Source organism: Chroogloeocystis siderophila 5.2 s.c.1, assembly GCF_001904655.1.
Lineage (GTDB): Bacteria > Cyanobacteriota > Cyanobacteriia > Cyanobacteriales > Chroococcidiopsidaceae > Chroogloeocystis > Chroogloeocystis siderophila.
The window spans coordinates 17,358-40,086 of sequence record NZ_MRCC01000021.1 but is presented as its reverse complement, the minus strand read 5'-3'; the positions used below and the strand labels follow the sequence as shown (position 1 = coordinate 40,086).

The 22,729-nt window shown below is 43.3% G+C and carries 26 protein-coding genes; 9 read left to right on the top strand and 17 right to left on the bottom strand.

Features of this window, described 5'->3' with window-relative positions; genetic code table 11:
* Positions 1 to 42: 42 nt before the first annotated feature.
* Entirely contained in the window at positions 43 to 432 is a 390-nt protein-coding gene (locus tag NIES1031_RS20500; RefSeq protein WP_073551312.1) for a C6orf136 family protein, read from the bottom strand.
* Between the two features lie 325 nt (positions 433 to 757).
* Here NIES1031_RS20500 and NIES1031_RS20495 point away from each other — a divergent pair, with 325 nt between their 5' ends.
* Together NIES1031_RS20495 and NIES1031_RS20490 are read left to right on the top strand one after the other, a co-directional pair.
* Entirely contained in the window at positions 758 to 1,192 is a 435-nt protein-coding gene (locus NIES1031_RS20495) for a hypothetical protein (RefSeq protein ID WP_218596895.1), read from the top strand.
* Between the two features lie 69 nt (positions 1,193 to 1,261).
* Positions 1,262 to 1,795: a hypothetical protein gene (locus NIES1031_RS20490; RefSeq protein WP_073551310.1), complete on the top strand. Its 534-nt coding sequence runs from the start codon at positions 1,262 to 1,264 to the stop codon at positions 1,793 to 1,795.
* A gap of 136 nt (positions 1,796 to 1,931) precedes the next feature.
* On the opposite strand, the gene NIES1031_RS20485 is transcribed toward NIES1031_RS20490, so the two are convergent.
* Together NIES1031_RS20485 and NIES1031_RS20480 are read right to left on the bottom strand one after the other, a co-directional pair.
* Positions 1,932 to 2,498, bottom strand: a complete 567-nt coding sequence (locus NIES1031_RS20485) for a hypothetical protein (RefSeq protein ID WP_073551309.1) — start codon at positions 2,496 to 2,498, stop codon at positions 1,932 to 1,934.
* 76 nt (positions 2,499 to 2,574) lie between these two features.
* On the bottom strand, positions 2,575 to 3,813 hold the full coding sequence (locus NIES1031_RS20480; protein ID WP_073551308.1) for a DUF4912 domain-containing protein: 1,239 nt from the start codon (positions 3,811 to 3,813) through the stop codon (positions 2,575 to 2,577).
* Between the two features lie 583 nt (positions 3,814 to 4,396).
* On the opposite strand from NIES1031_RS20480, the gene NIES1031_RS20475 reads away from it, so the two are divergent.
* On the top strand, positions 4,397 to 5,761 hold the full coding sequence (locus NIES1031_RS20475; protein WP_073551307.1) for a cobyrinic acid a,c-diamide synthase CobB: 1,365 nt from the start codon (positions 4,397 to 4,399) through the stop codon (positions 5,759 to 5,761).
* Between the two features lie 53 nt (positions 5,762 to 5,814).
* Here NIES1031_RS20475 and NIES1031_RS20470 read toward each other — a convergent pair whose 3' ends face one another.
* The 4 genes from NIES1031_RS20470 to NIES1031_RS20455 all read right to left on the bottom strand — a co-directional run bounded on the left by NIES1031_RS20470 (position 5,815) and on the right by NIES1031_RS20455 (position 8,634).
* Positions 5,815 to 6,390: a Uma2 family endonuclease gene (locus tag NIES1031_RS20470; RefSeq protein ID WP_073551306.1), complete on the bottom strand. Its 576-nt coding sequence runs from the start codon at positions 6,388 to 6,390 to the stop codon at positions 5,815 to 5,817.
* 12 nt (positions 6,391 to 6,402) lie between these two features.
* Positions 6,403 to 6,786, bottom strand: coding sequence for a hypothetical protein (locus tag NIES1031_RS24545; RefSeq protein ID WP_178378203.1), 384 nt, complete (start codon positions 6,784 to 6,786; stop codon positions 6,403 to 6,405).
* A gap of 140 nt (positions 6,787 to 6,926) precedes the next feature.
* On the bottom strand, positions 6,927 to 7,364 hold the full coding sequence (locus NIES1031_RS20460; RefSeq protein ID WP_073551305.1) for a DoxX family protein: 438 nt from the start codon (positions 7,362 to 7,364) through the stop codon (positions 6,927 to 6,929).
* 148 nt (positions 7,365 to 7,512) lie between these two features.
* A complete protein-coding gene (locus tag NIES1031_RS20455) occupies positions 7,513 to 8,634 on the bottom strand; it encodes an AI-2E family transporter (protein WP_073551304.1) in 1,122 nt (373 codons plus the stop codon).
* A 172-nt stretch (positions 8,635 to 8,806) separates the two neighbouring features.
* On the opposite strand from NIES1031_RS20455, the gene NIES1031_RS20450 reads away from it, so the two are divergent.
* Together NIES1031_RS20450 and NIES1031_RS20445 are read left to right on the top strand one after the other, a co-directional pair.
* Positions 8,807 to 9,214, top strand: coding sequence for an endonuclease dU (locus NIES1031_RS20450; RefSeq protein WP_143167838.1), 408 nt, complete (start codon positions 8,807 to 8,809; stop codon positions 9,212 to 9,214).
* Between the two features lies 1 nt (position 9,215).
* The gene (locus NIES1031_RS20445) at positions 9,216 to 9,689 is read left to right on the top strand and encodes a gamma-glutamylcyclotransferase family protein (RefSeq protein WP_236738930.1); all 474 of its coding nucleotides are present in this window, start codon (positions 9,216 to 9,218) and stop codon (positions 9,687 to 9,689) included.
* Here NIES1031_RS20445 and NIES1031_RS20440 read toward each other — a convergent pair.
* The 5 genes from NIES1031_RS20440 to NIES1031_RS20425 form a co-directional block, all read right to left on the bottom strand.
* Positions 9,661 to 10,269, bottom strand: coding sequence for an anti-sigma factor family protein (locus NIES1031_RS20440; RefSeq protein WP_236738929.1), 609 nt, complete (start codon positions 10,267 to 10,269; stop codon positions 9,661 to 9,663). The two genes, NIES1031_RS20445 and NIES1031_RS20440, sit on opposite strands and share 29 nt — an antisense overlap.
* A gap of 111 nt (positions 10,270 to 10,380) precedes the next feature.
* Positions 10,381 to 11,037, bottom strand: coding sequence for a sigma-70 family RNA polymerase sigma factor (locus NIES1031_RS20435; protein WP_041918558.1), 657 nt, complete (start codon positions 11,035 to 11,037; stop codon positions 10,381 to 10,383).
* Positions 11,038 to 11,253: 216 nt separating this feature from the next.
* Complete coding sequence (locus tag NIES1031_RS24010) at positions 11,254 to 11,439, bottom strand: hypothetical protein (RefSeq protein WP_143167837.1); 186 nt, start codon at positions 11,437 to 11,439, stop codon at positions 11,254 to 11,256.
* Positions 11,440 to 11,615: 176 nt separating this feature from the next.
* The gene (locus NIES1031_RS20430) at positions 11,616 to 12,176 is read right to left on the bottom strand and encodes a late competence development ComFB family protein (protein ID WP_073551330.1); all 561 of its coding nucleotides are present in this window, start codon (positions 12,174 to 12,176) and stop codon (positions 11,616 to 11,618) included.
* Between the two features lie 97 nt (positions 12,177 to 12,273).
* Positions 12,274 to 13,230, bottom strand: a complete 957-nt coding sequence (locus NIES1031_RS20425) for a M23 family metallopeptidase (protein WP_178378202.1) — start codon at positions 13,228 to 13,230, stop codon at positions 12,274 to 12,276.
* Positions 13,231 to 13,475: 245 nt separating this feature from the next.
* On the opposite strand from NIES1031_RS20425, the gene NIES1031_RS20420 reads away from it, so the two are divergent.
* Positions 13,476 to 15,752, top strand: a complete 2,277-nt coding sequence (locus tag NIES1031_RS20420) for a cation:proton antiporter domain-containing protein (RefSeq protein ID WP_073551303.1) — start codon at positions 13,476 to 13,478, stop codon at positions 15,750 to 15,752.
* A gap of 45 nt (positions 15,753 to 15,797) precedes the next feature.
* Here NIES1031_RS20420 and NIES1031_RS20415 read toward each other — a convergent pair whose 3' ends face one another.
* Positions 15,798 to 16,676 carry a LysR substrate-binding domain-containing protein gene (locus NIES1031_RS20415; protein ID WP_073551302.1) on the bottom strand — a complete coding sequence of 293 codons (879 nt, stop codon included), beginning with the start codon at positions 16,674 to 16,676 and terminating at the stop codon, positions 15,798 to 15,800.
* 131 nt (positions 16,677 to 16,807) lie between these two features.
* On the opposite strand from NIES1031_RS20415, the gene NIES1031_RS20410 reads away from it, so the two are divergent.
* On the top strand, positions 16,808 to 17,326 hold the full coding sequence (locus tag NIES1031_RS20410; protein WP_073551301.1) for a GNAT family N-acetyltransferase: 519 nt from the start codon (positions 16,808 to 16,810) through the stop codon (positions 17,324 to 17,326).
* A gap of 139 nt (positions 17,327 to 17,465) precedes the next feature.
* Positions 17,466 to 17,684, top strand: a complete 219-nt coding sequence (locus tag NIES1031_RS26445; RefSeq protein ID WP_218596894.1) for a GNAT family N-acetyltransferase — start codon at positions 17,466 to 17,468, stop codon at positions 17,682 to 17,684.
* A 97-nt stretch (positions 17,685 to 17,781) separates the two neighbouring features.
* Here NIES1031_RS26445 and NIES1031_RS20400 read toward each other — a convergent pair whose 3' ends face one another.
* Positions 17,782 to 17,997 carry an Hfq-related RNA-binding protein gene (locus NIES1031_RS20400; RefSeq protein WP_073551300.1) on the bottom strand — a complete coding sequence of 72 codons (216 nt, stop codon included), beginning with the start codon at positions 17,995 to 17,997 and terminating at the stop codon, positions 17,782 to 17,784.
* 119 nt (positions 17,998 to 18,116) lie between these two features.
* Between NIES1031_RS20400 and dapF the strand changes: the two genes are divergently transcribed.
* A complete protein-coding gene (gene dapF / locus NIES1031_RS20395) occupies positions 18,117 to 18,962 on the top strand; it encodes a diaminopimelate epimerase (protein ID WP_073551299.1) in 846 nt (281 codons plus the stop codon).
* On the opposite strand, the gene NIES1031_RS20390 is transcribed toward dapF, so the two are convergent.
* From NIES1031_RS20390 to cofH, 3 genes are all read right to left on the bottom strand, one after another.
* A complete protein-coding gene (locus tag NIES1031_RS20390) occupies positions 18,959 to 20,470 on the bottom strand; it encodes a family 10 glycosylhydrolase (RefSeq protein WP_073551298.1) in 1,512 nt (503 codons plus the stop codon). The genes dapF and NIES1031_RS20390 overlap by 4 nt on opposite strands.
* A gap of 439 nt (positions 20,471 to 20,909) precedes the next feature.
* Entirely contained in the window at positions 20,910 to 21,320 is a 411-nt protein-coding gene (psb27, locus tag NIES1031_RS20385; RefSeq protein ID WP_218596893.1) for a photosystem II protein Psb27, read from the bottom strand.
* Positions 21,321 to 21,465: 145 nt separating this feature from the next.
* Positions 21,466 to 22,608 carry a 7,8-didemethyl-8-hydroxy-5-deazariboflavin synthase subunit CofH gene (cofH, locus tag NIES1031_RS20380; protein WP_073551296.1) on the bottom strand — a complete coding sequence of 381 codons (1,143 nt, stop codon included), beginning with the start codon at positions 22,606 to 22,608 and terminating at the stop codon, positions 21,466 to 21,468.
* Positions 22,609 to 22,729: the final 121 nt, after the last annotated feature.

Below are 22,729 nucleotides of genomic sequence, written 5' to 3'. Positions count from 1 at the left end.
AATACTTTTGTCCTGTCTAAGCAATGTTTATATTTCTTTACTCTATCTATTCTTGGTAGGAAATAGGTGCTGTTTAATCACGTCGAGGCGCGAACATTTCCAATAATCGACATGAGAAGTAATAATGTCCTGTTGATTGACGCGCAACTCACTCCAACCAGGAATCGTAATTCGAGGTTTCCAGGGTACAGGAGTGTTCCAACTTAAAGTCCACTCGGTTTTAATCGTGTCTCCCTCACGACGGATATCGTGTAAGTCCATTTTGGGCGCAATGAACCATGTTTCGATAAAACCGATCATTGCTTTGTAGCGCTCAACGCCACGAAATTCATTTAAGGGATCTTTGAAGTACACATCTTGCGCGTAGATGCTGTACGTCTGATTCACGGGAAACCGTTGATAGTCCTGTTTGAGGATTTTAACAACGTCCATAAGTTAGGCTCAATAGTTTTGTACAAGAATGCTTTTGAGTTTAAAAGTTTATTAGTCTTGCTTTCCTTTATCTACAGGAGTAAATCAAGTATCAGCAGTCAACCGAGAATTTACGTAGAAATGCTTAAAAAAATAGTTGTTTTTTCTCAAGTGCTTCTAGCAATACTGAATTCTCTTTCAACTTTATGTTTACAACATACTCTGAAAAAAACTGTATTTTGCCAATATTTTGTAGTACTTTGGGGTCTTGGCATCAGTGTAAATTCTTACTTGTATGTAAAAAAAATACCAAGAAGTAGAGTTGTATCTTTACTAACTCAGTAATTTGACTGATACTAAGGTCATGCAGATAACAACTGCTCCACCTAATACGCAACTATCAAAAGAGGTATTTATGTTGAAAAAGTTCGCTGTAGTTCTACCCACATTAGCTGTAGCTCTTTCCCCCTTCGCTGCTTTTGCTGGTGAAGTTGGAGTTTCTAATAAGTACACTGATGGCTGGAGTTATGGTAATAGCCATATTAATATTAGCTCCTACGAAGTTCGTAAAGGGTTTGAAGCTTCTTTTGCCTACGCCGACAAGGACTACTCTAATATCAAATTCGATCAGAGCGGTTTTTCTTTTGAGGATGTCAATGCTACTTCTGGTTATCTCAGTGCTGGTACTTACTTAGTAGAAAATAAAGCTAATGGTTACACCAGCAGCCACTTTGGTAACACTAGCCATGAACACAGAACAACTGCTTTCACTAACTTCTAATTAGCTCAAAGCAGTGGAGGAAGATCCGAGGTGCACCTCGGACTTTCTCTTTGATAATTAGGAGGAAAAATGAAGCGTTATATCTACTTGTGTACAGCAGCAATGTTATTACTATCGCATCCAGTATTTGCAAGTGAGAATCAATCGGTCACGTATTATAGTAAAGATGCCAAAAATTTGAATAGTAGCTTTCAGCTTGATAATGCTCAAAACAACAATGCTGAAACTTCTCAAATCAATACTGGCTCTGTGCAGAATGTAGGAATTCTGAATCAAACTATTGGTGAGTATAACTTTGGTCCAGGAATTAGCTGTAGCACACCTAGTGTTGCACTTAATGGCTACATGAGTTCGCTAAGTAGAGAGCGTGAGGTATATGGTGCTACATTCTCTTTGATGATTCCTTTAGGAGGAAAAGTAGGAGGAAATTGTCGCCGTCTTACAGATGAAATTGTAAAACAACGTCGTCTTGACACGAGTCTTACTCTAGTTAAAACTTGCGTTGACTTCAGCAGTAGGGGAGTCAGAATTGATCCTAAAGTTCACCCTGAGTTAGCAGCAGCGTGTATTGGTGTTTCTGCACCAGCAGCAAAACCTGAGTAATTGAGCAAAAAGTATTGAGTATTAGATTGCTCCTGAATTGATGTCAGTTAATTAAAGCCCATTTATGTGATTAGTATAAATTAGTACAACAAAATTTCTAATTGGAAAAGCAGGATTAATCATTTACCTTCTAAATTTACTCAACTTCTTGCCACAAGCGTTCTAGCTGTCGTCGCCATGCTGTTAATGTTTCCTCGCGCGATCGCGCGCTTTGTTCCATATCACCTAAAATTCCTTCTTCGTAAAAGCGATCAAGATTTTGTAAGGTTGATTCAAGCGTTAATCCTTGCTGTTTTGCCGCAAGGATAATTTGACGCATGCGATTTTCTACTAATTGTGAAAAGACATCATTAAGTCCAGCTTGGTATAACGAAACTAAACGCGCGATCGCATCTGCTAAATCAGTCCTCACCAAACTTTCCGTTCTGTGCTGAAACACACCCCAAACAACACCTTGTTGCAGCGCGTAGCGCACTTCTTGGGTATCATCAAAATTGGCAGCCAACAATTGTTCTATAAAAGGTTGTGCCGCTTCAGCAGACATAATTGGTAGTAAAAGCCGCAACCACGATTGATCGTCAGATAAAAGTACCAACAAACGGAATTTAGAAGTTTCAACTTGCCACGAACCAGGCGCGATCGCTTGTACCGTTGCTGGCTCAAAAATTTCCGTAAGCGTACTTGCAATTTCTTCAGGTGTCATAATCTTTAGCGAAAAGAAACCCCCGACAATTGTCGAGGGATTTTGTAATCTATTTATCAGTGTGGCAGATAATGCTTTAAGCAAACCACTCTGGAACCGCTTCTTCTTTTGTATTCGTATTCCGCGATGGCGTTTCGCGGGTGAACTTCATATGAATGGAGCGTGTTTGCTCGCCGTCAGCAGCTACCGCCATAATCGGATAGTCGATTAAACCATCCTGGAAGGACATCTGGAAGCGGAATGTACCATCAGGATTAAGCTTGATCGGACGTCCACCAATTGTTACAGTAGCATCTGGTTCGGTTGCACCATAAACAATCAACTCGGCATCTGCGATTAACCAGAACTGACGCGGGCGCATTGGAATTGCCGAAGCTGAGAAGCCAACACCCGACATTCCTACACCAGACATTGTTGGTACAGCCCACATACCCATTCCAGAGGCAGTGACATACGAACTAATTGACTCTACACCAACCATCTGCGCAGAACCTGGTACTTGCTGCATTGAGCCATAGAGCGAACCTGCCACTCTTTGCGCTTCAACACCTTGAGCCATACCAAAGATCTCATCGTAGATCAGATTGCTGTCGTGTTGAACTCCAGCGGTTACCATGCGCTTGGTTGGGGGTACAAGTTCGTAGACCGTTTTACCGCGCAGATCTTCCTCAAAGCTGACAGTGATGAAATGGTCTTCAATCCAGTCGCTAGGGTAAACTGGTGGCACGTGAACAGGTGCAGAACGTGCTAAAACTAACCAACGACCGTCAGCACAGCGATAACCAATATCGACAACGTAGTCGCGATCGCTAACAGGAATTGGTAAATACCATTCCCGCGCTAACTCATCGCAAGGATATTCTTGAATGCTGTGCGGGCTTTGGTAATCGATGTTAATGTCTGTGACGTCATAAATGCGCAGTGCTAGCTGTTGTCCGCCTTGTTTGCGCAAATCTTCTTTATGATCGTTGGGGATATCCCAATATGTGTATGCCCATTGCGGATCGCGAGGCAGTAACACAATCCGACTTTCGCCATAACCATCAGGTAATTCGGCTAAACCTTCATCTACATCAGCTAGGGAGCCACCTGTACGGTCATCTTGACCTAATTCAAATTTAGCTGCTTCCACTGCTTCTTGTGCCTCCAGTGTACGAGTTGGAACAACAGAAACTTTTGTGCGCTCGATTTGTTGAATTGCCGCTAGCAGTTGCGCCTTCCGCATTCGGCTATAACGCGAGACACCGTATTCACTGGCAACTCTTCTGAGTTGTCGCAAGGTCATCTCATCTAAAGGTGGGCGTTCTTTAGCCATGAATTTTGTCTCCGGTAATTTGAATCAATTATTCTGTTGCCGGACAAAAACTCCGTTCTGTCGGTAACATCCAGTGCCAGAATGGCTGCAATCAGGTTTGACTGGTGAGGGCATCTGAATGTTTTGTTATGCATTTAGCTTCTTGAACGGCTCTTGTTGGCGTATCCTGAACAATCCTAAGTGTGCTTAACAGCATTTTTTTTGGGATCGTGGGGATCGCTTGTTAATAACTATTAAGCCGCAAATCCTCTTTAGGGATCAAGGGGGACTCAAGGTGGCTTTGAGTAATTCTACGCATCAATCAGCCTTTTGGGGATCAAAATGTCATAAATTCGTGACAAAAACATTGTAATGTAGCCAAAATGTCACAGTTTTGTAACAAAACGATCTACTTTTTTCAGTTCGCACAGATAAAATAACTCACGGGTAGGATATTAAGAGGTGCGATAAGGACTTTTATCACTTGAGTACTACACTTCTTTTTGTTGCTTACCAACCTTTAGCTGTTTATGCCATCTCACTAAATGGGAACTGTAAATAATTCCCCTCTCCTTCCTCTACACTTCTGCTCTCTTATTTACAAATGGCATTAATTATCGCTGGAGAACGTAGCGGCGTTGGTAAAACAACGGTCACTCTGATGTTGCTTGCTTATCTGTGCCGACAACGACAAGTACAATCTTTTAAGGTTGGACCCGATTATATCGACCCGATGTTTCATCAGTATGCAACAAAACGCGCGTGCCGAAATTTAGATCCAATATTGACTAATGGCACTTATATAAAACAGTCTTTTAAACGTCACAGTCAAGGAGTTGATTGTGCGCTGATAGAAGGTGTCATGGGCTTATTTGATGGTGCTACAGGTATTGATGACACAGCAAGTACAGCACATATTGCACGGTTATTAGAATTACCAGTTGTACTTGTGATTGACTGTAGTCGATTGTCACGATCTGTCGCAGCGATCGCCCACGGTTATCGTTCGTTCGATCCGCGCGTCAAAATTGCCGGAGTTGTGCTAAACCGCGTTGGTAGTGATCGCCATTTGCAACTTTTAAAAGAAGCTCTCGAATCAATACAGTTACCAATTCTTGGTGTTCTTCACCGTTCAGATGATTTAACGATTCCCGATCGTCACTTAGGTTTAGTTCCCACCGCAGAAATGACGCAACTCGATCAATTGATCGATAAATTTGCACAACTTGGAGAAACCTGTTTTGACTGGGAACAGCTATTACCACTTTTGAAACGAGTGAGTAGCTTTAGCGTAACCACAGAAGATGAAGAAAAGATCGCAAGTGCTACCCCTGGTACTTCACTCAGAATAGCAGTGGCACGCGATCGCGCTTTTAGTTTCTACTACCTAGATAATCTAGAAATTCTGGCACAACTGGGTGCAGAGATCGTTTATTGGAGTCCATTAACTGATCCTGACTTACCAGAAAACATTCACGGATTATATTTCGGTGGTGGCTTTCCTGAAGTATTTGCCCAACAACTAGCAGAAAACTATTCAGCACGGGTAGCAGTAAAAAAAGCGATCGAGCAGGGAATGCCTACCTATGCGGAATGTGGTGGATTAATGTATTTGTCACAAGCGATCGTCGATTTTGAGCATAAATCTTGGTCAATGGTAGGAGTCATTCCTGCAACAGCAATTATGGATTCTCGCTTAACACTCGGTTATCGCCAAGCAAATGTCTTACAAAGTCCACTGTTTAAGACTGGTACAATAATTTGGGGGCACGAATTTCATCGATCGCGGCTCAATCAAACATCTACAGCACCTTTATTTGAACTGCAAAGATATAACTCCAGTTTTAGAACCTTGGAAGGATGGCAAGCGTATCAAGTTCATGCGTCTTACCTTCACCTTCATTTTGGTGGAAATATCGAAATTCCTCAACAGTTTTTACGACGCTGTCTCAAGTTTCGTGAATCTTAAAATCGCTCCTCTCTCTTGACTCAACTCAAAAAGCTCACTGGCAAGCACTTGTGCTACCAAATTGGAGCCAGATTCAAGGTGAAGCCAGGAAGAACATCTTCCCCCGAAAGCGTTGCAGGTGCTTGGCATACTTCAACTGCCTTGCCCGAACGATAAACTTCAACTTGCTTCGCCTTGCGGTTTAACAGCCAGCCCAAACGCGCACCATTATCAATATATTCCTGCATCTTGGCTTGTGTTGTAGACAGCGAATCACTGGGAGATATCAACTCCACAACAAAATCGGGACAAAGCGGAATAAACTTCTCTTGCTGTTCAGGCGTGAGTGTGTTCCAGCGCTCCAAGGTTAACCAGGCTGCATCGGGAGAGCGGTTGGCTCCATTGGGTAACTTAAAACCCGTTGAAGAGTCGAAAGCAATGCCAGTTGCATTAACATCAGTCCAGTTAAATAATTGCTGGGTAAGCCGACCGTTACGATTTCCTGTTTCCCCTCCGGCGGACGGCATAATAATCAGTTCTCCTTGGGCTGTGCGCTCAAACCGCAAATCTTGATTGCGCTGACAAAGCTGGTAGAACTGCTCATCGGTCAAGTCAATGACTGATTTAATGTCAACGGTAAGAGCGTTCATGGAAATGGAATTTCAGCTAGGTTTGGCTCTTATTGTAATACGCTTCAGAACAAAGGAACTGCTGCACAATCTCCAAGAGCGATCGCTCTTCACTCCCAAAAACTCAATACTCGTGTTATCAAATCCAGAAAGAGGAGCAAACGAGCGCGTGTAGACAATTTGGATATCATGCTCGTGAACAGGTGCGTTCACTATCAAGTCCTGCTGGTATTCGCAATCATAGAAACTTAAACACAGCCCTGGTGATATCTCTATGTTGCGATTAGAGCCGCGACCTATGCACTCTGGTATGCCTGTAATGTGATCCAAATCATCATACACCAAATTGTCAAGTTGAAGTTTGGGAGCCTGCTGATGTAATTCATCCCAGTTTGCTTGGTTGAGGCTCAGGGTCATAGCGAGGCTAAGGCAGTAAGTTGGTAGATTATTACTAGATGAGAATTATTCTAAGTTAACTTTAGCACGGTCTACTCGCCAACTCCAAAGAATGCAGCTATGCTGAATGCGATCGCCATTTTAGTAATACGTATTATGACCTAAGTTTCTATTTCATACAAATTGATAATTGCTGCTTGGTTTTTAATATCATTTGCAGGCTTTGTATACCACCATGCCCACGCAATTAAAACTGCTTGAAAAGGTAATCTCACAACTTGAAACCAAGGTGAATCAGGAATGCCATCAATATGAATATGATTAACTGCCATATTAATATTGGCAGGAAACACTGCAATAAAAAGTGCGACTAGTCCCCAAGCGGCAGCACGACTAACTGTAGGAACAAGTAACCCAATTCCTCCTAAAATTTCAAAAATTCCACTAATATAAACTAACGCTAAAGGGTAAGGTAGAAAAAATGGAATAATCCTGACGAAAATCTCAGGTACTGCAAAGTGAAGCAGACCTACTACAACAATAGATCCAGCAAGAATGACACGTAGAAGCTCTTTGTTTTTACGAATTATTCCTAACATAAACTCAATTTAATCTAATCTTACCAAAAGCTCTCTTTAATTTATCCTCTGTATACGCTACGGACACTTGCGGGGCTATTGGGTATTGCTTACGATAGCACAGTGTCCTCCTCTGTAGTGTAGTTCGTTAACTCTTGATAATGATTAACTAATTGCCATCATCATTATTCCTAGAACTGACTTTGAGTAAGATTTGATCGCTACTATCGAGCGGATTATAGAAAAACGATCCTGTTTGGGGTGGTAGTGTGGGATCAAAAACAATTTCTGTTAAACTTTTGATGACACCCGTGAGAGGAATTGCGAGAATTACTCCCAGAAATCCACCGAATTGCGCTCCCAATAGTAAAGACACAAAAATAATTACTGGAGATAAACCTGTAAGATTTCCCATAATTCGGGGAGCAACTAAATTGTCTTTGACTTGTTGTAATGCTACCGCGATCGCTAAAACTTGCAACGCTAGCCACCAGTCAATAAATGCAACAACAATCGTTACCGTTGCGATTCCTAAAGTTGCCCCAATAAAGGGAATCACTTCCATAAAACCAATAAAAACCGCAAATACAAGAAAAAATGGCACGCGCAATGTCCAAAAAGCTAGTGTCAGCGTTACTGCCATAAATAAACCGAGTAATAACTGACCCGAAACAAATCTTTGAAGATTACGTTGAAGTGATTCTGTTAGCTTTTCACGGATTGTTGGTGCAAAAATACGTGTTAAACCTTGCCACAATCGCTCTCCATCAATGAGCATATAAAACGAGATCACTAAAATAAAAATTAAATCTAATACCCAATTAAAAGTTCCCAGTACCAAACCAAAGCCTTTCGTCGCGATCGCTTCGCTTAAAGTTTGCGCCCGTGCGAGAAACTGTGATGTCAAAATCCGAACATCAAACGGTAAATTGTGTTCTACACTCCAAGTTTGAAACATTGTCAACTGCTGTTGTGCAGAGGCTACTAGCGATGGTAAATTTACGACCAACTGCCGTGCTTGATTGAATACTGGCGGTACTAAAGTCACAGCAGTGATAACGACAATGACTCCAGCTAACAAGTAAACAAGGATTGCCGCAATACTTCTAGGTATAAACGATTGCAAAGCTACAACCGCATAATTAAGCAAAAATGCAATCAACCCAGCCGTAATCAAAATGCTGAGTAGTTCTCCAATAAACCTTAAAGCATTAAGCGTTACCCAACCAGTTATCAAAATCAGCAGCCAGGTAATCAAAAACTGTTGCAGTGGCGAAAAGACACGATTCATTAGAAAGCTGTATTCACAAGCTACTCTCCAAAATGTAGCAATAAATAAACACGACAGTCAGCACGATCGCTTCTGGTTGGTGGCTAAAGTCACAACTATACTTGAGTTGCCAATTGCTAATCATTTTGCTAGCTTTTGTTTGCAAGTAGTGTTGTAGTTTCCCATCCACTGCATGGATTTAGATGCTTTACTACGACGACGCCGTCGTACTATTCGTGTTGTTGGTTTTGATGATGCACCGTTTTCCCGCCCTAGCAAAAGCGGAAAAGTTAGTATTGCTGGTGTAGTTTGTGCAGATACTCGATTTGAAGGGATGGTTTGGGGAGAAGTGCAGCAAGATGGCTGGGATGTAACCCAAATCATTTACCGCAATTTGCCCAAAGGCTACAAATATTACAACGTGCTGGTACGATTTATCCGTATCCACCCTTTTTCTTTCAAGTGTCTGGTAGCAAGTCCTGAAGTAACGTTTGCTGTACTACAACGTTTAACAAACTGTGGAAAAGTGCCGGAAGCATTGCGTTTAGCACATCTTATTGGTGCTGCTGTCGTCAAAGGGGAAAGTGGAAAATCAGCGTAAGATGAAACTCAAACCCGTTGATGTATTTGTTTATGGAACTCTAAAACCTGGAGAGACGAACTATCAACGCTACTGTGCGGATAAAGTGTTGACGGTAAAACCGGCGATCGCTTTTGGTCAGCTTTATCATCTTCCTTTTGGTTATCCGGCGATGACTGCGGGTGAGAATCGCGTACAAGGGTTTGTGCTTTCGTTTGCTGATGCAGAAATATTAACTCACCTTGATTTGCTAGAAGACTATAATCCACACCGCCCGATCAAAGAAAATGAATACTATCGCCAGCAAATTGATACTTACAACTTAGATTTAACTTTTCTTACTTCTGCTTGGGCGTATTTTATGACATTAAAGCAAGTTGATCATTTTGGTGCTAACCTGCTACCGGATGGTTGGTGGAGTGGTTGTATAAGTAACGATGATTCAACCACTCGTAGTTACTTAAATTTTACTCGTGACGGTAGTCAGCTTGATTGATAAAATGTGGTTCTGGAGCAACGACGGCTGCTTTGGGAATTTCGATAACCGGACTGTTTACAGCCACCATTAAGGTTTCGTTGGCTTCAGGTACTGGTTGCAACTGAGCGACTTGCAGTGATGGACGACCAGTCAATACACCAGATAATGCACCAACAAATAATGCAGCGATCGCTGTTCCTCCCCAGAGGACTAATCGCCGCGAACGACGCCGATCAATCCGAGTCAAGACTTGCTGCACAGTTTGTTCTACTGGCTCATGTTCGGTCGGTGTTGGTAGCGTTCGTATACTTTGACGTAACTTGAGCAATCTGGCGTATAAACGTTGCATTTCTACGTCGTTCGCCAGCCATTCTTCTACTTGCTGCCGTTCTGCTGCTGTGACTTCACCATCGAGAAAAGCACTTAATAACTCGAAACGGTCGCGCTGACATCTATCCATAACACCTGTTGGTTTAGCATAACCAGTGTGTATTGCTGGCAAATTCCCTTTTTGGGATTGCTCACGTGGCAACTTGATCTCAGACGTCATTTTAACACTACTACCAAATGTGATTGGGGCAACGAGCCAACTATTCATGCTAGTTAACTGCTACTTCTAATAATCTTCAAAAATCTAAGGTTTTGAGAATCTTCTTTAAGACATAATCCTCCGCTGCTTTTTTACTTATCTTCATCAAGTCAAGAATCCTTAACCATCTAAATATTGTTGAAGTTGTGACTGTAATCGGGAACGCGCCCGCGCGATTCGAGACTTAACAGTACCCAAGGAAACACCAGTAATTTCGGCAATGTCTTCATACGCCATGCCTTCGATTTCCCGCAGTACGATTGTTGTGCGGAAAACTTCTGGTAAGTCAGCGATCGCCTCTTGGAGTTGTTCGTAAAACTCCCGTGTTGTTAACTCTTCATCAGGGCTGGGATGATCTCCGGCAATTTCCCAATCCATATCTCCATCTTCCACTGCACGGGGAGCGTCCAACGATAACGGGCTAGAATTGCGCTTGCGTTTGCGTAGCTCGTCGTAGAATAAGTTTGTTGCAATCCGACTCAGCCAACCTCGAAATTTCACTGGATCGTTTAAGCGCTTGATGTTGCGATAAACTCGAATCCAAACTTCTTGAGCTAAATCTGCTCGATCTTGCCAGTCGGGAGCCAGATGGTATAAAACCTTATCAACATGGGATTGATACCGACGTAACAATTCAGCAAATGCATTTCGTTCTGGACGTAGCCCAGCTTGACAACGCAAGATTAAATCGTAGTTAGATAAGCTGTCTACTTGCACTGGTGTTTGAGGAATATTTGCCTCAACAGATGACCAGCTTACAGGAATTGATTGACTCATAAAAGCCACTGGCTCGACACTTCCCTCATTATTAGACACCACAGTTGCAGGGAAGTTCCTTGCCTGAGTGCCAGATTTATCACTGGCTCACTAGAGGGGTCAGGAATTAGGGCTCGGGGATCAGAGGTCAGGGGTCAGATAATCTTTTTTTAGCTGCACCACAGACTTTATAGAATGTGAAGTTTTTCTATTTCTCTGACCTCTTCTTCAAGATAGCTACCACGGAATCGAAGCCGCAGGTAATGGAGGTATTTTTGTACGATTTGGGGCATTAACTAAACGCGTTGGGGTTTCTCCTATACGGTAACTTGGATAGGTAACGGTCTTGTTTGGCAAACGTACTCCCAAAAACAAATTAAGGCAAAACGTAGCTGTGACCGCTAATATCAGTTTCTCTAGCATCACTATTCCTCACGCCACACTATTTTTGCTAAATCACAAATCTCGGCAATCAGCTTGCGACAACAAGTCAGATACCAAAGAATATGACTGAACTCCTAGCTATAATGTGCCTGAGGTATGAGAAAAAATGCGTGAAAAACTGGTAAATCTTTATTAAATTTTTTCTCTGAGAGTGATTAAGATACCTCATGGTCTGTAGCTGTTTGTTCTTCAAAATTAGGCGCGTACGCTTGTAGGAGGCTACTGACTTGTTTGAGGACTTCGTTTCCTGTACTTTTGCTGATAGCTTGCCGTTCGGGGAAGAAATGGGGTTGATCGAGACTGCGGGCGATCGCCGCGCTGACTTGCTCGCGAATTAAATCTTGTAGTTCTTCACTTGCTCTTTGGCTTTGGTATTTAGCACCTTCTTCGGTCGTGGCATAAAGCGGGGGAAGACGATTTAATGCATAAGCGGCAATATCACCGACATCGATAGTATGTACGCTTGTCACTTGAATTTCTGCTACTCGCGCGATCGCTTCGGTCAGCACTAATTCTTCCATTACATTGATGAATTGCTTACGCGGTACTGCTACAACTTCTCCTGTTAAGAGTGCCCCCATCAACTTGTCGAGTGCCATGTAATCTTCAATGGAAAGTTCCGCTGCAGTGTCGCAAATTCGACCAACCTCGGTTTCCATTGCTGGTGTTAAATAACCATCATGCAAAGCTTGTTCTATTATCTTTTGGATACTCATAACGCTGCCAAACTCCACGGCGCTTGCTCGAATAGATCGCAGTAACCTTGTATTAATTTTTCCCAGTTCTCCCACAAAACGATCAAGCTTGATGCAATTAGTTAAATCCTTGTTCGCGCCAAGGTACGGGATCGACTGCTTCGCCATGAACATACAATCCCCAATGCAAATGAGGCCCTGTAACTGCGCCTGTGGCTCCTACTGCGCCAATGACTTGACCAGGTTTGACCATATCTCCTTCTTTAACATCAATGCGGCTGAGGTGTAAAAAAGCGCTTGTGACTCCTTGACCGTGATCGATGCCGACAATGTTACCGTGAATGCGGAAGCCTTGTGATACTGTACCAACCAAAGCAACGCGTCCTGATGCTGGCGCAACCACCGGCGAACCGACGCCACCTGCATAGTCAACACCCCGATGGTAGTAATCTTTGGCAAATTTACCGTTGTAGTAGCGACGAACGCCGTAAATCGCACTGATCCGACCTTTATTTGGTCGGGCAAAAGCACCATTCCAGTATTTTTGTGGTGTCACAAGTTTTTTAAACGCCGCCACGCGGTCGAGTTCGTATTGTGTGGCGGAGATTCCTGATTTTCCAGGAGGAAGATTGATGCGTTGGATGGGAAATGAGCGATTGCCAACTTTCACAGCCATGTTACGTACTTGATCGCCAGCTATAACTTGAAATCGACGTACACCAGGTTGTTCTAGCGGCGTTGTTGGTAGCATCGCTCGAAATCGATTTGGGGCAATTTCAAAAGCAGGGTATGTTTTGTCTTGTAGCTTGATGGTAGGAGTGCTGCCGGTTGTGCCTGGTTGCTGCTCGATCGCAACAGCGATTGTATCTCCTAACTTCGGATTGGTTGGAGAAACTCGAACTTGCAAAGCACCGACTGCGGGTGTGCTGAAGGTTATGGGCAAAGCGATCGCCACAATTCCAACTAAGCCTAGCGATAAGAAGCTGATCAAGCGCTTAAATTTAAATTGCCGATGATTCCTCCCAACATTGACTAATTGTTTCCAGAAATTATACGCGCGGTATTGGTGAGCCATAAAACGAAAAAACCTGAAGCTGATTTTGACGATCTAGACTAGCTCTTTGTGGTTACTCTGTCCAACTAGTTGGAGGTCAAAGGTCAAAATGCAAGTAATGCTTATAGAAGTTTAGGGGAGCAAGTAATCAACATAGGTTTTATGGTGCGTGTTGTGACAGCAAAATTCAGTCTTGCTACTTTTCTGAGAAACTGAAAAGTTTGTATGCTGAAGTTTATAGACCTTAATAGTTCTTTTAAAAACTTGTGCAAGAAGATTTTAGATTAATTGTTGATTTAGTTTTGGTTCTCGCCGCCGCTGCTGGTGGAGGGCTGTTAGTGGCGCTATTACGTCAACCAGTGCTACTGGGCTATCTTTTAGGAGGTATGGTCGTTGGTCCTGCGGGACTAGGATTAATCAAAGAATTAATTCAAGTAGAAACTCTGGCACAGTTTGGCGTTGCGTTTTTATTGTTCGCTTTGGGTGTTGAATTTTCTTTTGCTGAAATTAAAAAAGTTCAAGTTATTAGTTTAGGTGGTGGTGGGTTACAGATCGCCTTAACAATTTTGATAACAGCCTTAGTCTCACTCGTCGTCGGTTGGGTGAGTTCTCCAGCGCAAGGCGTGTTTTTAGGGGCAATTTTGTCACTCTCCTCGACCGCAGTTGTTCTCAAGTGCTTGATGGAACGCAACGAAACAGAAACCACCCACGGACAGGTGATGTTGGGAATTTTGGTAGTTCAAGATTTGGCACTAGGACTCATGTTGGCAGTGTTACCAGCTTTGGATCAACCTGCTGAAACAATCGGTCTTGCGGTCGTCACTGCGCTCTTGCGAATTAGCTTATTTGCTGGAGGTGCAGTAGCAGCGGGAATTTGGCTGATTCCACGGCTGTTGAGACTCTTAGCACGCACCGAAAGTAAGGAGTTATTTTTACTTGGCGTTGTGGCTTTATGCTTAGGCATTGCCCTACTCACAGAACATTTAGGTCTATCGATTGAAATGGGGGCATTTGTAGCTGGATTGATGATTTCGGAGGTGGAGTACGCCGATCAAACTTTGACGTATGTGGAACCGCTGCGTGATATTTTTGCCACGCTATTTTTTGCGGCGATCGGGATGTTGATCGATCCGGTGTTTCTCTGGCAAAACTTAGAGTTAATTTTAGGATTGGTTGCGCTGGTATGGTTGGGTAAGTTTTTGATTGTTACGCCTTTAGTCAAAGCGTTTGGCTACTCGTTGAAAACAGCTTTATTAGCAGGATTAGGCTTAGCACAAATTGGGGAATTTTCTTTCGTTTTGGCAAGCGAGGGACAGGCGTTAGGGTTAGTTTCTCGCCGAGTATATCTTTTAATATTGGGAACAACCGCAGTGACGCTGGTGTTAACACCATTTGTGTTGCGGTTAGTTCCGTCATTTTTTAATTGGGCAGAATCTGTACCTTGGCTAAGACCATATTTAGATGCGGATGTACCAAAAGAAGTTGCATCAGATATTCCGATACAAGGTCATCTGGTTGTTTGTGGTTATGGACAGATGGGGCGTAATTTAGTGCGACTGATGCAAGAACACGGGCTACCTGTGGTGGTGATTGACCAGTCAGAAAGTAAAATTCAACAGTTACGCGAAGCTCATATACCTTATGTGTATGGAAATGCGAGTAGTTTGCGAGTATTAGAAACTGCTGGGGTAGATAAAGCGCGATCGCTCGCAATTGCCTTGCGCGATCCGATGAGTACGCGTTTGTGTCTGAAGCGGGCTTTGGAACTATCACCGGAACTTGATACCGTAGTTTGTGCGAATAAAGATCAAGATATTGAATTACTGTATCAACTTGGTGCAAGAGAAGTTGTCCAACCGGAGTTTGAAGCAAGTATCGAACTTTCAACGCATTTATTGGCGGGAGTAGGCTTAGCACTACCAGTGATTCAACAAGAAATGCAGCAAATCCGATCGCATCATTATCTCGAATTGCGCCCTGAGCGATCGCCTGCGCAAGTTTCGCGCGAGTTACAGCTAGCTGCTAGAGATATGAATAGTCGCTGGTATCGTTTACCTGATAAATCTCCGCTGGCTGACATGACGTTGGAAGAAGCAAACTTACGGTATCTTACTGGTGTCAGTTTGATAGCGATCCGTCGAGCGAAAGGTGAAGAAGTTGATTATCCTGATGCGACAGCAATCTTACAAACAGGCGATCGCTTGTTACTTGTCGGAACGACTGAGGAACTCGCGGCGTTTGACGAATTAGCGAAAGGTGAAGTGGCGATTCATGATGAAAATATGTTGTGTCACTGGATGACGCTTGGAGTGAATAGCCCCGTGGTTAATCAAACCTTGGCTCAGTTGGATGTTTTTACGCGTTGCAGCGTACAGGTACAAGCAATTCGGCGTGATGGAAAATTCTTTTGGTTTCCTGATAACAATATGAATTTACAAGCAGGCGATTTGTTATTGTTGTGTGGAGCTTATCCAGCATTAAATCAACTACAGCAGTTGCTGTCAGTACAAGGTGTACAAAGTATTTTTCCTGTTCTGTCGTAATGTGTGCGGCGGTAATTGCTAATCGGTAATAGAAAATTCGTAACTCTAGAAAATTTCTTGAACGGTATTAACAAACTTCTGTAAAACTGGAGAGGAGTCGTGTTGTCGCCAGGCTACAGCGATTTCAAGTTCTGGAGTGGGTTCTTGAAGCATTTTATAAACAACACCTGGTCTTTGTAAATTTTGCAGCGAAGCAGGTACAAGGGCGACACCAACACCGCCAGCGACTAAGCTGATTGTTGTTTGCAGTTGCGTTGCTTCTTGCACAACGTTTGGCGTGAAATTTGTCTGTTGAAAAAAGCGTAGAATTTGGTTGTATAACCCTCCTCCTAAATGATGCGGAGGTAAGATGAACGGTTCGTGGCTGAGTGCTTTGAGTGATAATTCGGGTAATGCTGCTAAGGCGTGAGTTTCGGAGATCGCTACAACAAGGCTTTCTTGTAATACAGACGTAGTACTAAGGATGTGGCTTTCAATCGGTAAATAAAGAATTCCAACATCGATTTGGTTGTGGTGAAGGCGATCGCACTGTTGGCGGGTTGTTAATTCTTGCAAATCTAACTCTATATCTGGGCAGTGTTCGCAAAAGATATGTAAAATTTGCGGTAACACGCTGTATGTCGCTGAACTGTTAAAACCAATTACTAATCGACCAATTTCACCACGACTGGCTTTTTGAACTGCAATAATTGCTTGACCGACTTGTTGTAAGACTAGCCGTGACTTTTCTAAAAACACTTTTCCTGGAGTTGTTAATTCTACTCTGCGCTTGGTTCGCTCAAAAAGTTGAACCCCTAACTCGACTTCTAAGTCTCGAATTTGTTGACTTAACGGTGGTTGGGCAATGTGTAATCTTTCTGCTGCACGACTAAAATTGAGTTCTTCTGCAACTGTAATGAAGTAACGTAGGTGTCGCAGTTCCATTTGGGTAACTGGTAATAGGTAATGGGTGTTCAATTTATATATTTAAAGTATAAATGAGCTATTAAAAATATATTGGACATCTATTGATTGCTTCTCTACAGTGAGTAGTAGGCGTACTCAGGAAGCTGAAAATGGATGAAATTGATATTAGAATTCGCGTAGCAACGATTGAAGATCGGGAGTTAATTCTTTCGTTTATTTCGCAAAAAGCAAACTTTGATAGGTATCCCCAGCCTCTAGAAATCACGATTGATAAGTTAGGACAAACTTTATTCGCTCAACCTCCACTTGCACAAGTGTTGTTAGCCCAAATAAATAATGTTGCGGTTGGATTTGCGCTATTTTCCTATGCTTACTCCAGCTTTTTAGCACAGCCAACACTTTGGGTAGGCGATCTGTATGTACAGCCACTGATGCGCGGTAAAGGAATTGGTACAGCGTTGTTGCAACGTTTGGCACAAATTGCAGAGGAAGCAAATTGTGGCAGATTAGAATGGACAGTTGCGGATTGCAATACCCGTGCGATCGCTTTTTATAAAAAATACGGTACGCAAGTTTTAGATGTCCGGCTGTGTCGAATCGAGCAGTCAGTAATTTCGCAACTAGCAGGTAAACGGTCACACAAAAGATTTACTGCTTCTCAAAAGTAAACAAAGAACATGAAATATGCACAAAGTAAAAATTAGCTATAAGAAGAATTATGATATTGATCGCCACAGTATTCTTAATTTATATAAAGCGAATCATTGGTCTTCAGCTAATAAGCCTCGGTAACTCCACAATGCACTAATGAATTCTCACTTTCTAGTTTCTGCTTGGGATAAAAGTAAGCTAGTTGGATTAGGCAACGCTATTTCTGATAACTTTTTAGTCGTTTACTATCCGCACTTACTTGTTTTGCCAGAGTATCACAAGCAGGGCATAGGTAGACAAATTATGAAGATTTTAACATCTCGTTACCAAGGTTTTTCATCAACATATCCTCCTTGCAGACAAACAGGCAATTGAGTTTTATAAAAGGTGTTGATTTGAGTGCACAGGCAAAGCTGAGCCAATGTGGATATATACGGAAGAAAATAGGTCTACTTTAAACCACTTTTATCTACTAGTTTATTGGCTTAAGATAAGCGATCGCGTGTCGCCAGACGATGATAGTCTGATTATTTACATCGATAATACATAAACAGTTTTGATCTTGCCAGCTAATTTTGCCCATGACTAAATCGCCAGTGACAAGTTTTAACTCGACGCGGTTTACTTGTTTAATTAAGGTTTGAACTTGGCGAATGCTAGGTAATGCTGGATCAAATTCGCTAGGCATAAATAAATTTGGTTTTCTCGTTGGGAAAGGGGTAATGGGTAATCGAAAACAAAAAGATATTTACCAGTTACCAATTACCACTCTTTAAGTTACATTTATTTTCACTCACTTTAAATCCTATGATGATTGAATTTGCTAAATATCACGGACTGGGAAACGATTTTATTTTGATTGACAATCGCTTGTCATCACAACCTGTCGTCACACCTGAACAAGCAATTAAGTTATGCGATCGCCATTTTGGTATTGGTGCAGATGGCGTTATTTTCGTGCTACCAGGGCAAAATGGCACTGACTACACGATGCGGATCTTTAACTCTGATGGTTCAGAACCGGAGATGTGCGGTAATGGCATTCGTTGTTTAGCGGCATTTGTCGCAGAAATTGACGGCAATCAGCAAGAAAATAGCCAAAAACGGATTCATACGCTGGCTGGCACTATTACACCGCAAATCATGTCTGATGGTCAAGTCAAAGTAGATATGGGTGTTCCTCGGTTACTGGCAAGCGAAATTCCAACAGCTTTAGGTGCGGAAAATCAGAAGGTCATCGATCAGCCTTTGGAAGTCGCAGGGCAAAGTTGGGATGTTACGTGTGTCAGTATGGGAAATCCGCACTGTATTACGTTTGTCGAAGATGTCGCGGTAATTCCTTTAGAAAAGATTGGTCCACAATTTGAGCATCACGCCGTTTTTCCGCAACGGACAAACACCGAATTTATTCAAGTCGTGCGTCGCGACTACTTAAAAATGCGTGTGTGGGAACGCGGTGCAGGGGCTACGTTGGCGTGTGGTACAGGCGCTTGTGCGGCATTAGTCGCAGGTGTATTGACAGGAAGATGCGATCGCCTAGCGACAGTCGAACTTCCTGGAGGTTGTTTACAAATTGAATGGTCTGAAGTCGATCAGCGGTTGTGGATGACTGGACCTGCACAGCGGGTGTTTACCGGTGTTGTAGAAGGTTAGCGGATTCTACAAGATTTGCGCTCGCTTTCTAGCTGTGGATCTTGCCAAGACAAAGCAAAATGACTGACACCTTGAAGTCGTGGCGCATAGGCGCGGAGTGCCTGCATTTGGGCTTCTAAAGATGGACGATTGCTAATTGGTTTTCCCCAAACTCCAGCGATCGCAGGAATAACCTGTGTACCTGGGGGCGCGTACTGCAAAACTCGCTGTACCAAAGCCGCGATACAACTCGTATTATTGCAGGCTGCGTAAGACATCGGATGCCATTCTAAAGTCGTTGGAAAGCGATCCCAAGGTTGTAAGCGCGAGTCATAGCCTTGACCAACTGCCTGGTTGCCATCTGGGAAAAATACTGCACCTGCTTTAACTCCCTGGCGCTGGACGGGCCACGCTGCGACTGCTAAAAAGTCGATGATGCCTTGAATTGCATGAGCAACACTGAGTTGCCATAATTCCCATTGTAGTTGGGGCTGTCTTTGTGCAGCCGTTGGCGGTTCGTTTGGTGGTTGTGGTGCTGGGGGCGGCGTGCGACCTTGCCATAACGGTTCGCCTTCTTGCGGATACAGTTGGTCGACGATTTCGATATCTCTGGCGCTGACATACCCTTTACTGAGAAAGCGTTGAATCAAATTGAGTCCTTTGTTGTTCAGCGCCCGACGATACAAGGCTTGTTGCGCAGCTTCGCTATGAATCCACAAATCTTGAACTCTGTTGACGACAGACCCTGCGCCCAAGCCTCTGGGATAGCGTACGTAATCGAAGAGAACCCCGTCAGGACGACGGCGCATAACTTCGAGCACTAGTTGGTAATAATCTCGTTTGGCTTGTAGGTTATAGGGATCGACAAATACTTGGCTTGCATTATCGACAACGTACAAACTTGTTTCGCCTTTGCTGTTGCGTGCTAGTACTGATTGTCGATCGGGGCGCTGTCCGTAGGAGTAGCCAAAATTCATCATGAACATCCAAGCATAGACCTTCAAGCCGCGATCGCGTCCTTTTTGAATTGCTTGGGCAAGTAAATCGGTTCGTTCAGCCCCAGGAACTCGCACCACTGAAGGCCAAACTGTAGGATTTGCTGCTGCTGGTAGTAACACTTGACCGTCGTAGAATACTTCTACATACACTTGGTTATAGCCACGATTAACAACATGGTCCATTACTTTATCGAGGACTCCTGGTTGCACATCACACGGATATAACCGTAGCCATACTGCTTGGGTTTGAGGCCAAGTGCGATTGCGGCAATCCTGTAAAATTTGAGCGTGTTGATTTACAAGCGCTCTGTAGCGATTCTGCGCGTCTGTGTTGCCTCGTAGTGCTGCTTGACGTAAAGTTTCTTTTTCTTGGGTTGCTGCTGTTGTTAGCTGACAATACGCTGTTGTTTGTGCTTGAGCCGGCGGCAGACTACCAAAATTGGCACTCAATAAGCTACTTGTCAACACAGTAGCAGCCAAGCGTTGCCAAGCAAAGCGAGGACGGGCAAATCTCAAACGATGGTTGAACATTACCACAAACACAACATAAGTACGATCAATAAATCAGTCTTGTAAGACTGATGGTGGCAAGGCTAATCATCAACGCACACGTGATGACCTCGACAAGCGTTGCTGAAAAAAACAGCGCTTTAGCTTATCTGTTACTAGCTGCACTAGAACAACGTTGCAAGGCACGCTAATAAGTCACTAGTAAGTACCCTGCGTTATAGAGTCTTTAAGACTAGTGTTAGAGACTACAAAAGCTCTGATTCGGTTTCCTTAGCCATTTAATTTCTTAAGTGTGGCACATGAAGGAAACCGTCTCAGGTGTTTAGCTCAACTGCTCAAATCATTAGACCTATTAGCTTTTGGCGACTGATCTTGTCAAATTCATTGAGGAGTAAGATTTTATTTTTTAGTAGTGAACTTGCTCGCTACTTGCAACTTATCTTTTATGATTATGAAGAGTTTAGCTACCTCGGTTAAGCGCCATTTCTACTTGTTTGAATTCTTGTTCTAAACGTTGTTTGAGTTTTTTTGGGACTGGACGATTTGGGTAAGAACTATAGTGTCCTGCTAAAGAATTTAATGCAGTTCGCATTGTCGTGAAAGAACTTAAACCAGCAACGCTACCATCTCGTTGATAACGCGCTGCAAATTCGTTGATCTTTTGGCGGGCTTCTGTTTGCGCCTCGGCTTTTTCAGGCGCATCATCAGGTAAATCAAGAGCATTTCTCAGTGTATCTACTACAGCGAGCGTATCTTGACGATAATCCCCACTCAGACTATCCGAGAAAACGTTGCTAGAACAGCCAGTCAAGCCGATGACAACAACCAACGTGAGGGCAAGTAGACGTGACCAATAGCGCTTCATAAGCATTAAGTGAGAAAAGACAGAAATCAACGTCCATCCTATCTCGGATTGGCACTGCGGGGATCAATTATTTGGAGTAGAGGGGCAGAGGAGGCAGAGGGGGAAGAGTTTTTTATACCACTCACCACTTCTAGCTACTAACCGTTTGCTTCTAGTCTTTTTTGATTAGGCAATAGAGAGTATCGCGTTGGGCGTAAGGTCTTTTAATAGAGGAGATCGCATCCTGTAATGTTGCTACTTCCATACACGTACCGCCGATCGCACCCGCCATTGTAGTAATGTGTTCTTCCATCAAAGTGCCGCCAATATCGTTGCAACCCCACTTTAAAGCTTCTGTTGCTCCTGCTAGCCCTAGTTTGACCCAGCTTGGTTGATGGTTGGGTATCAAGTTTCCTAAAAAAATCCGTGCTACTGCTGTGAGTAATAAGGCATCAGCAAGTACTGGTTGGTCTCTACCGACACGACGGCGTAATGCTTTGGGAGCTTCTTGACCGACAAATGGTAGCAAAATAAATTCGGTAATTGCTGCGGGATAGTCGCGATCGCGCGCTGTTTTTTGTAGCGATCGCAGTTGTTCGAGGTGAGTAATCTGCTGTTGGGGTGTTTCAATATGTCCAGAAAGCATCGTACTGGTTGTTGGTAAACCTAAGCGATGCGCGGTACTAACAATTTCAATCCAAGTCGCTGTGTTGATTTTTTCTGGACATAAAATCCGCCGCACGCGATCGTCGAGGACTTCGGCTGCGGTTCCTGGCATTGAACCCACTCCAGCATCACGCAAAGCAGCAATGACAGCGGCATAGCTCATATCGTCTTCTCGCGCGATAAATTCAACTTCCTGGGGTGAGAAAGCGTGTAAGTGCAGTTGCGGAAATTGTGTTTTGATGGTTTCTACAAGTTTTAGGTAATAAGGCAAAGAACGCCCGTTGATTTTCGCTTGCGGGTTTAATCCGCCTTGCATACAAATTTCTGTCGCACCGCGTTGTACTGCATCGGTAGTCTTTTCGAGAATTTGCCCCCAATCAAGCCAGTAAGCTTCTTTTTCACCAGAATCGCGGCGAAATGCGCAGAAACTACAGTGCTGTTCGCAAATGTTAGTAAAGTTAATATTACGATTAATGACATATGTTACAGTATCACCTGTCTGTAGGCGGCGGAGTTCATCGGCGGTATCGCGAATTGCTGCGATCGCTTCTACATCAGTCTGCTGTAACAAAATAACTCCCGCTTGTGGAGATAATTCGTCACCTGTCAAAACACGCGCCAGAATCTTTTCAACAGCTTTATTAGTCACAGAACATCAGGAATTAACTGCACTTCTGTTTCAATTGTGTCAGTAAATATTAAAAAACTGATGAGTCATGACACTTTTTCTGTGTTGGGTAACGGGTAACAGGTAATAAAGACTAGTTAAC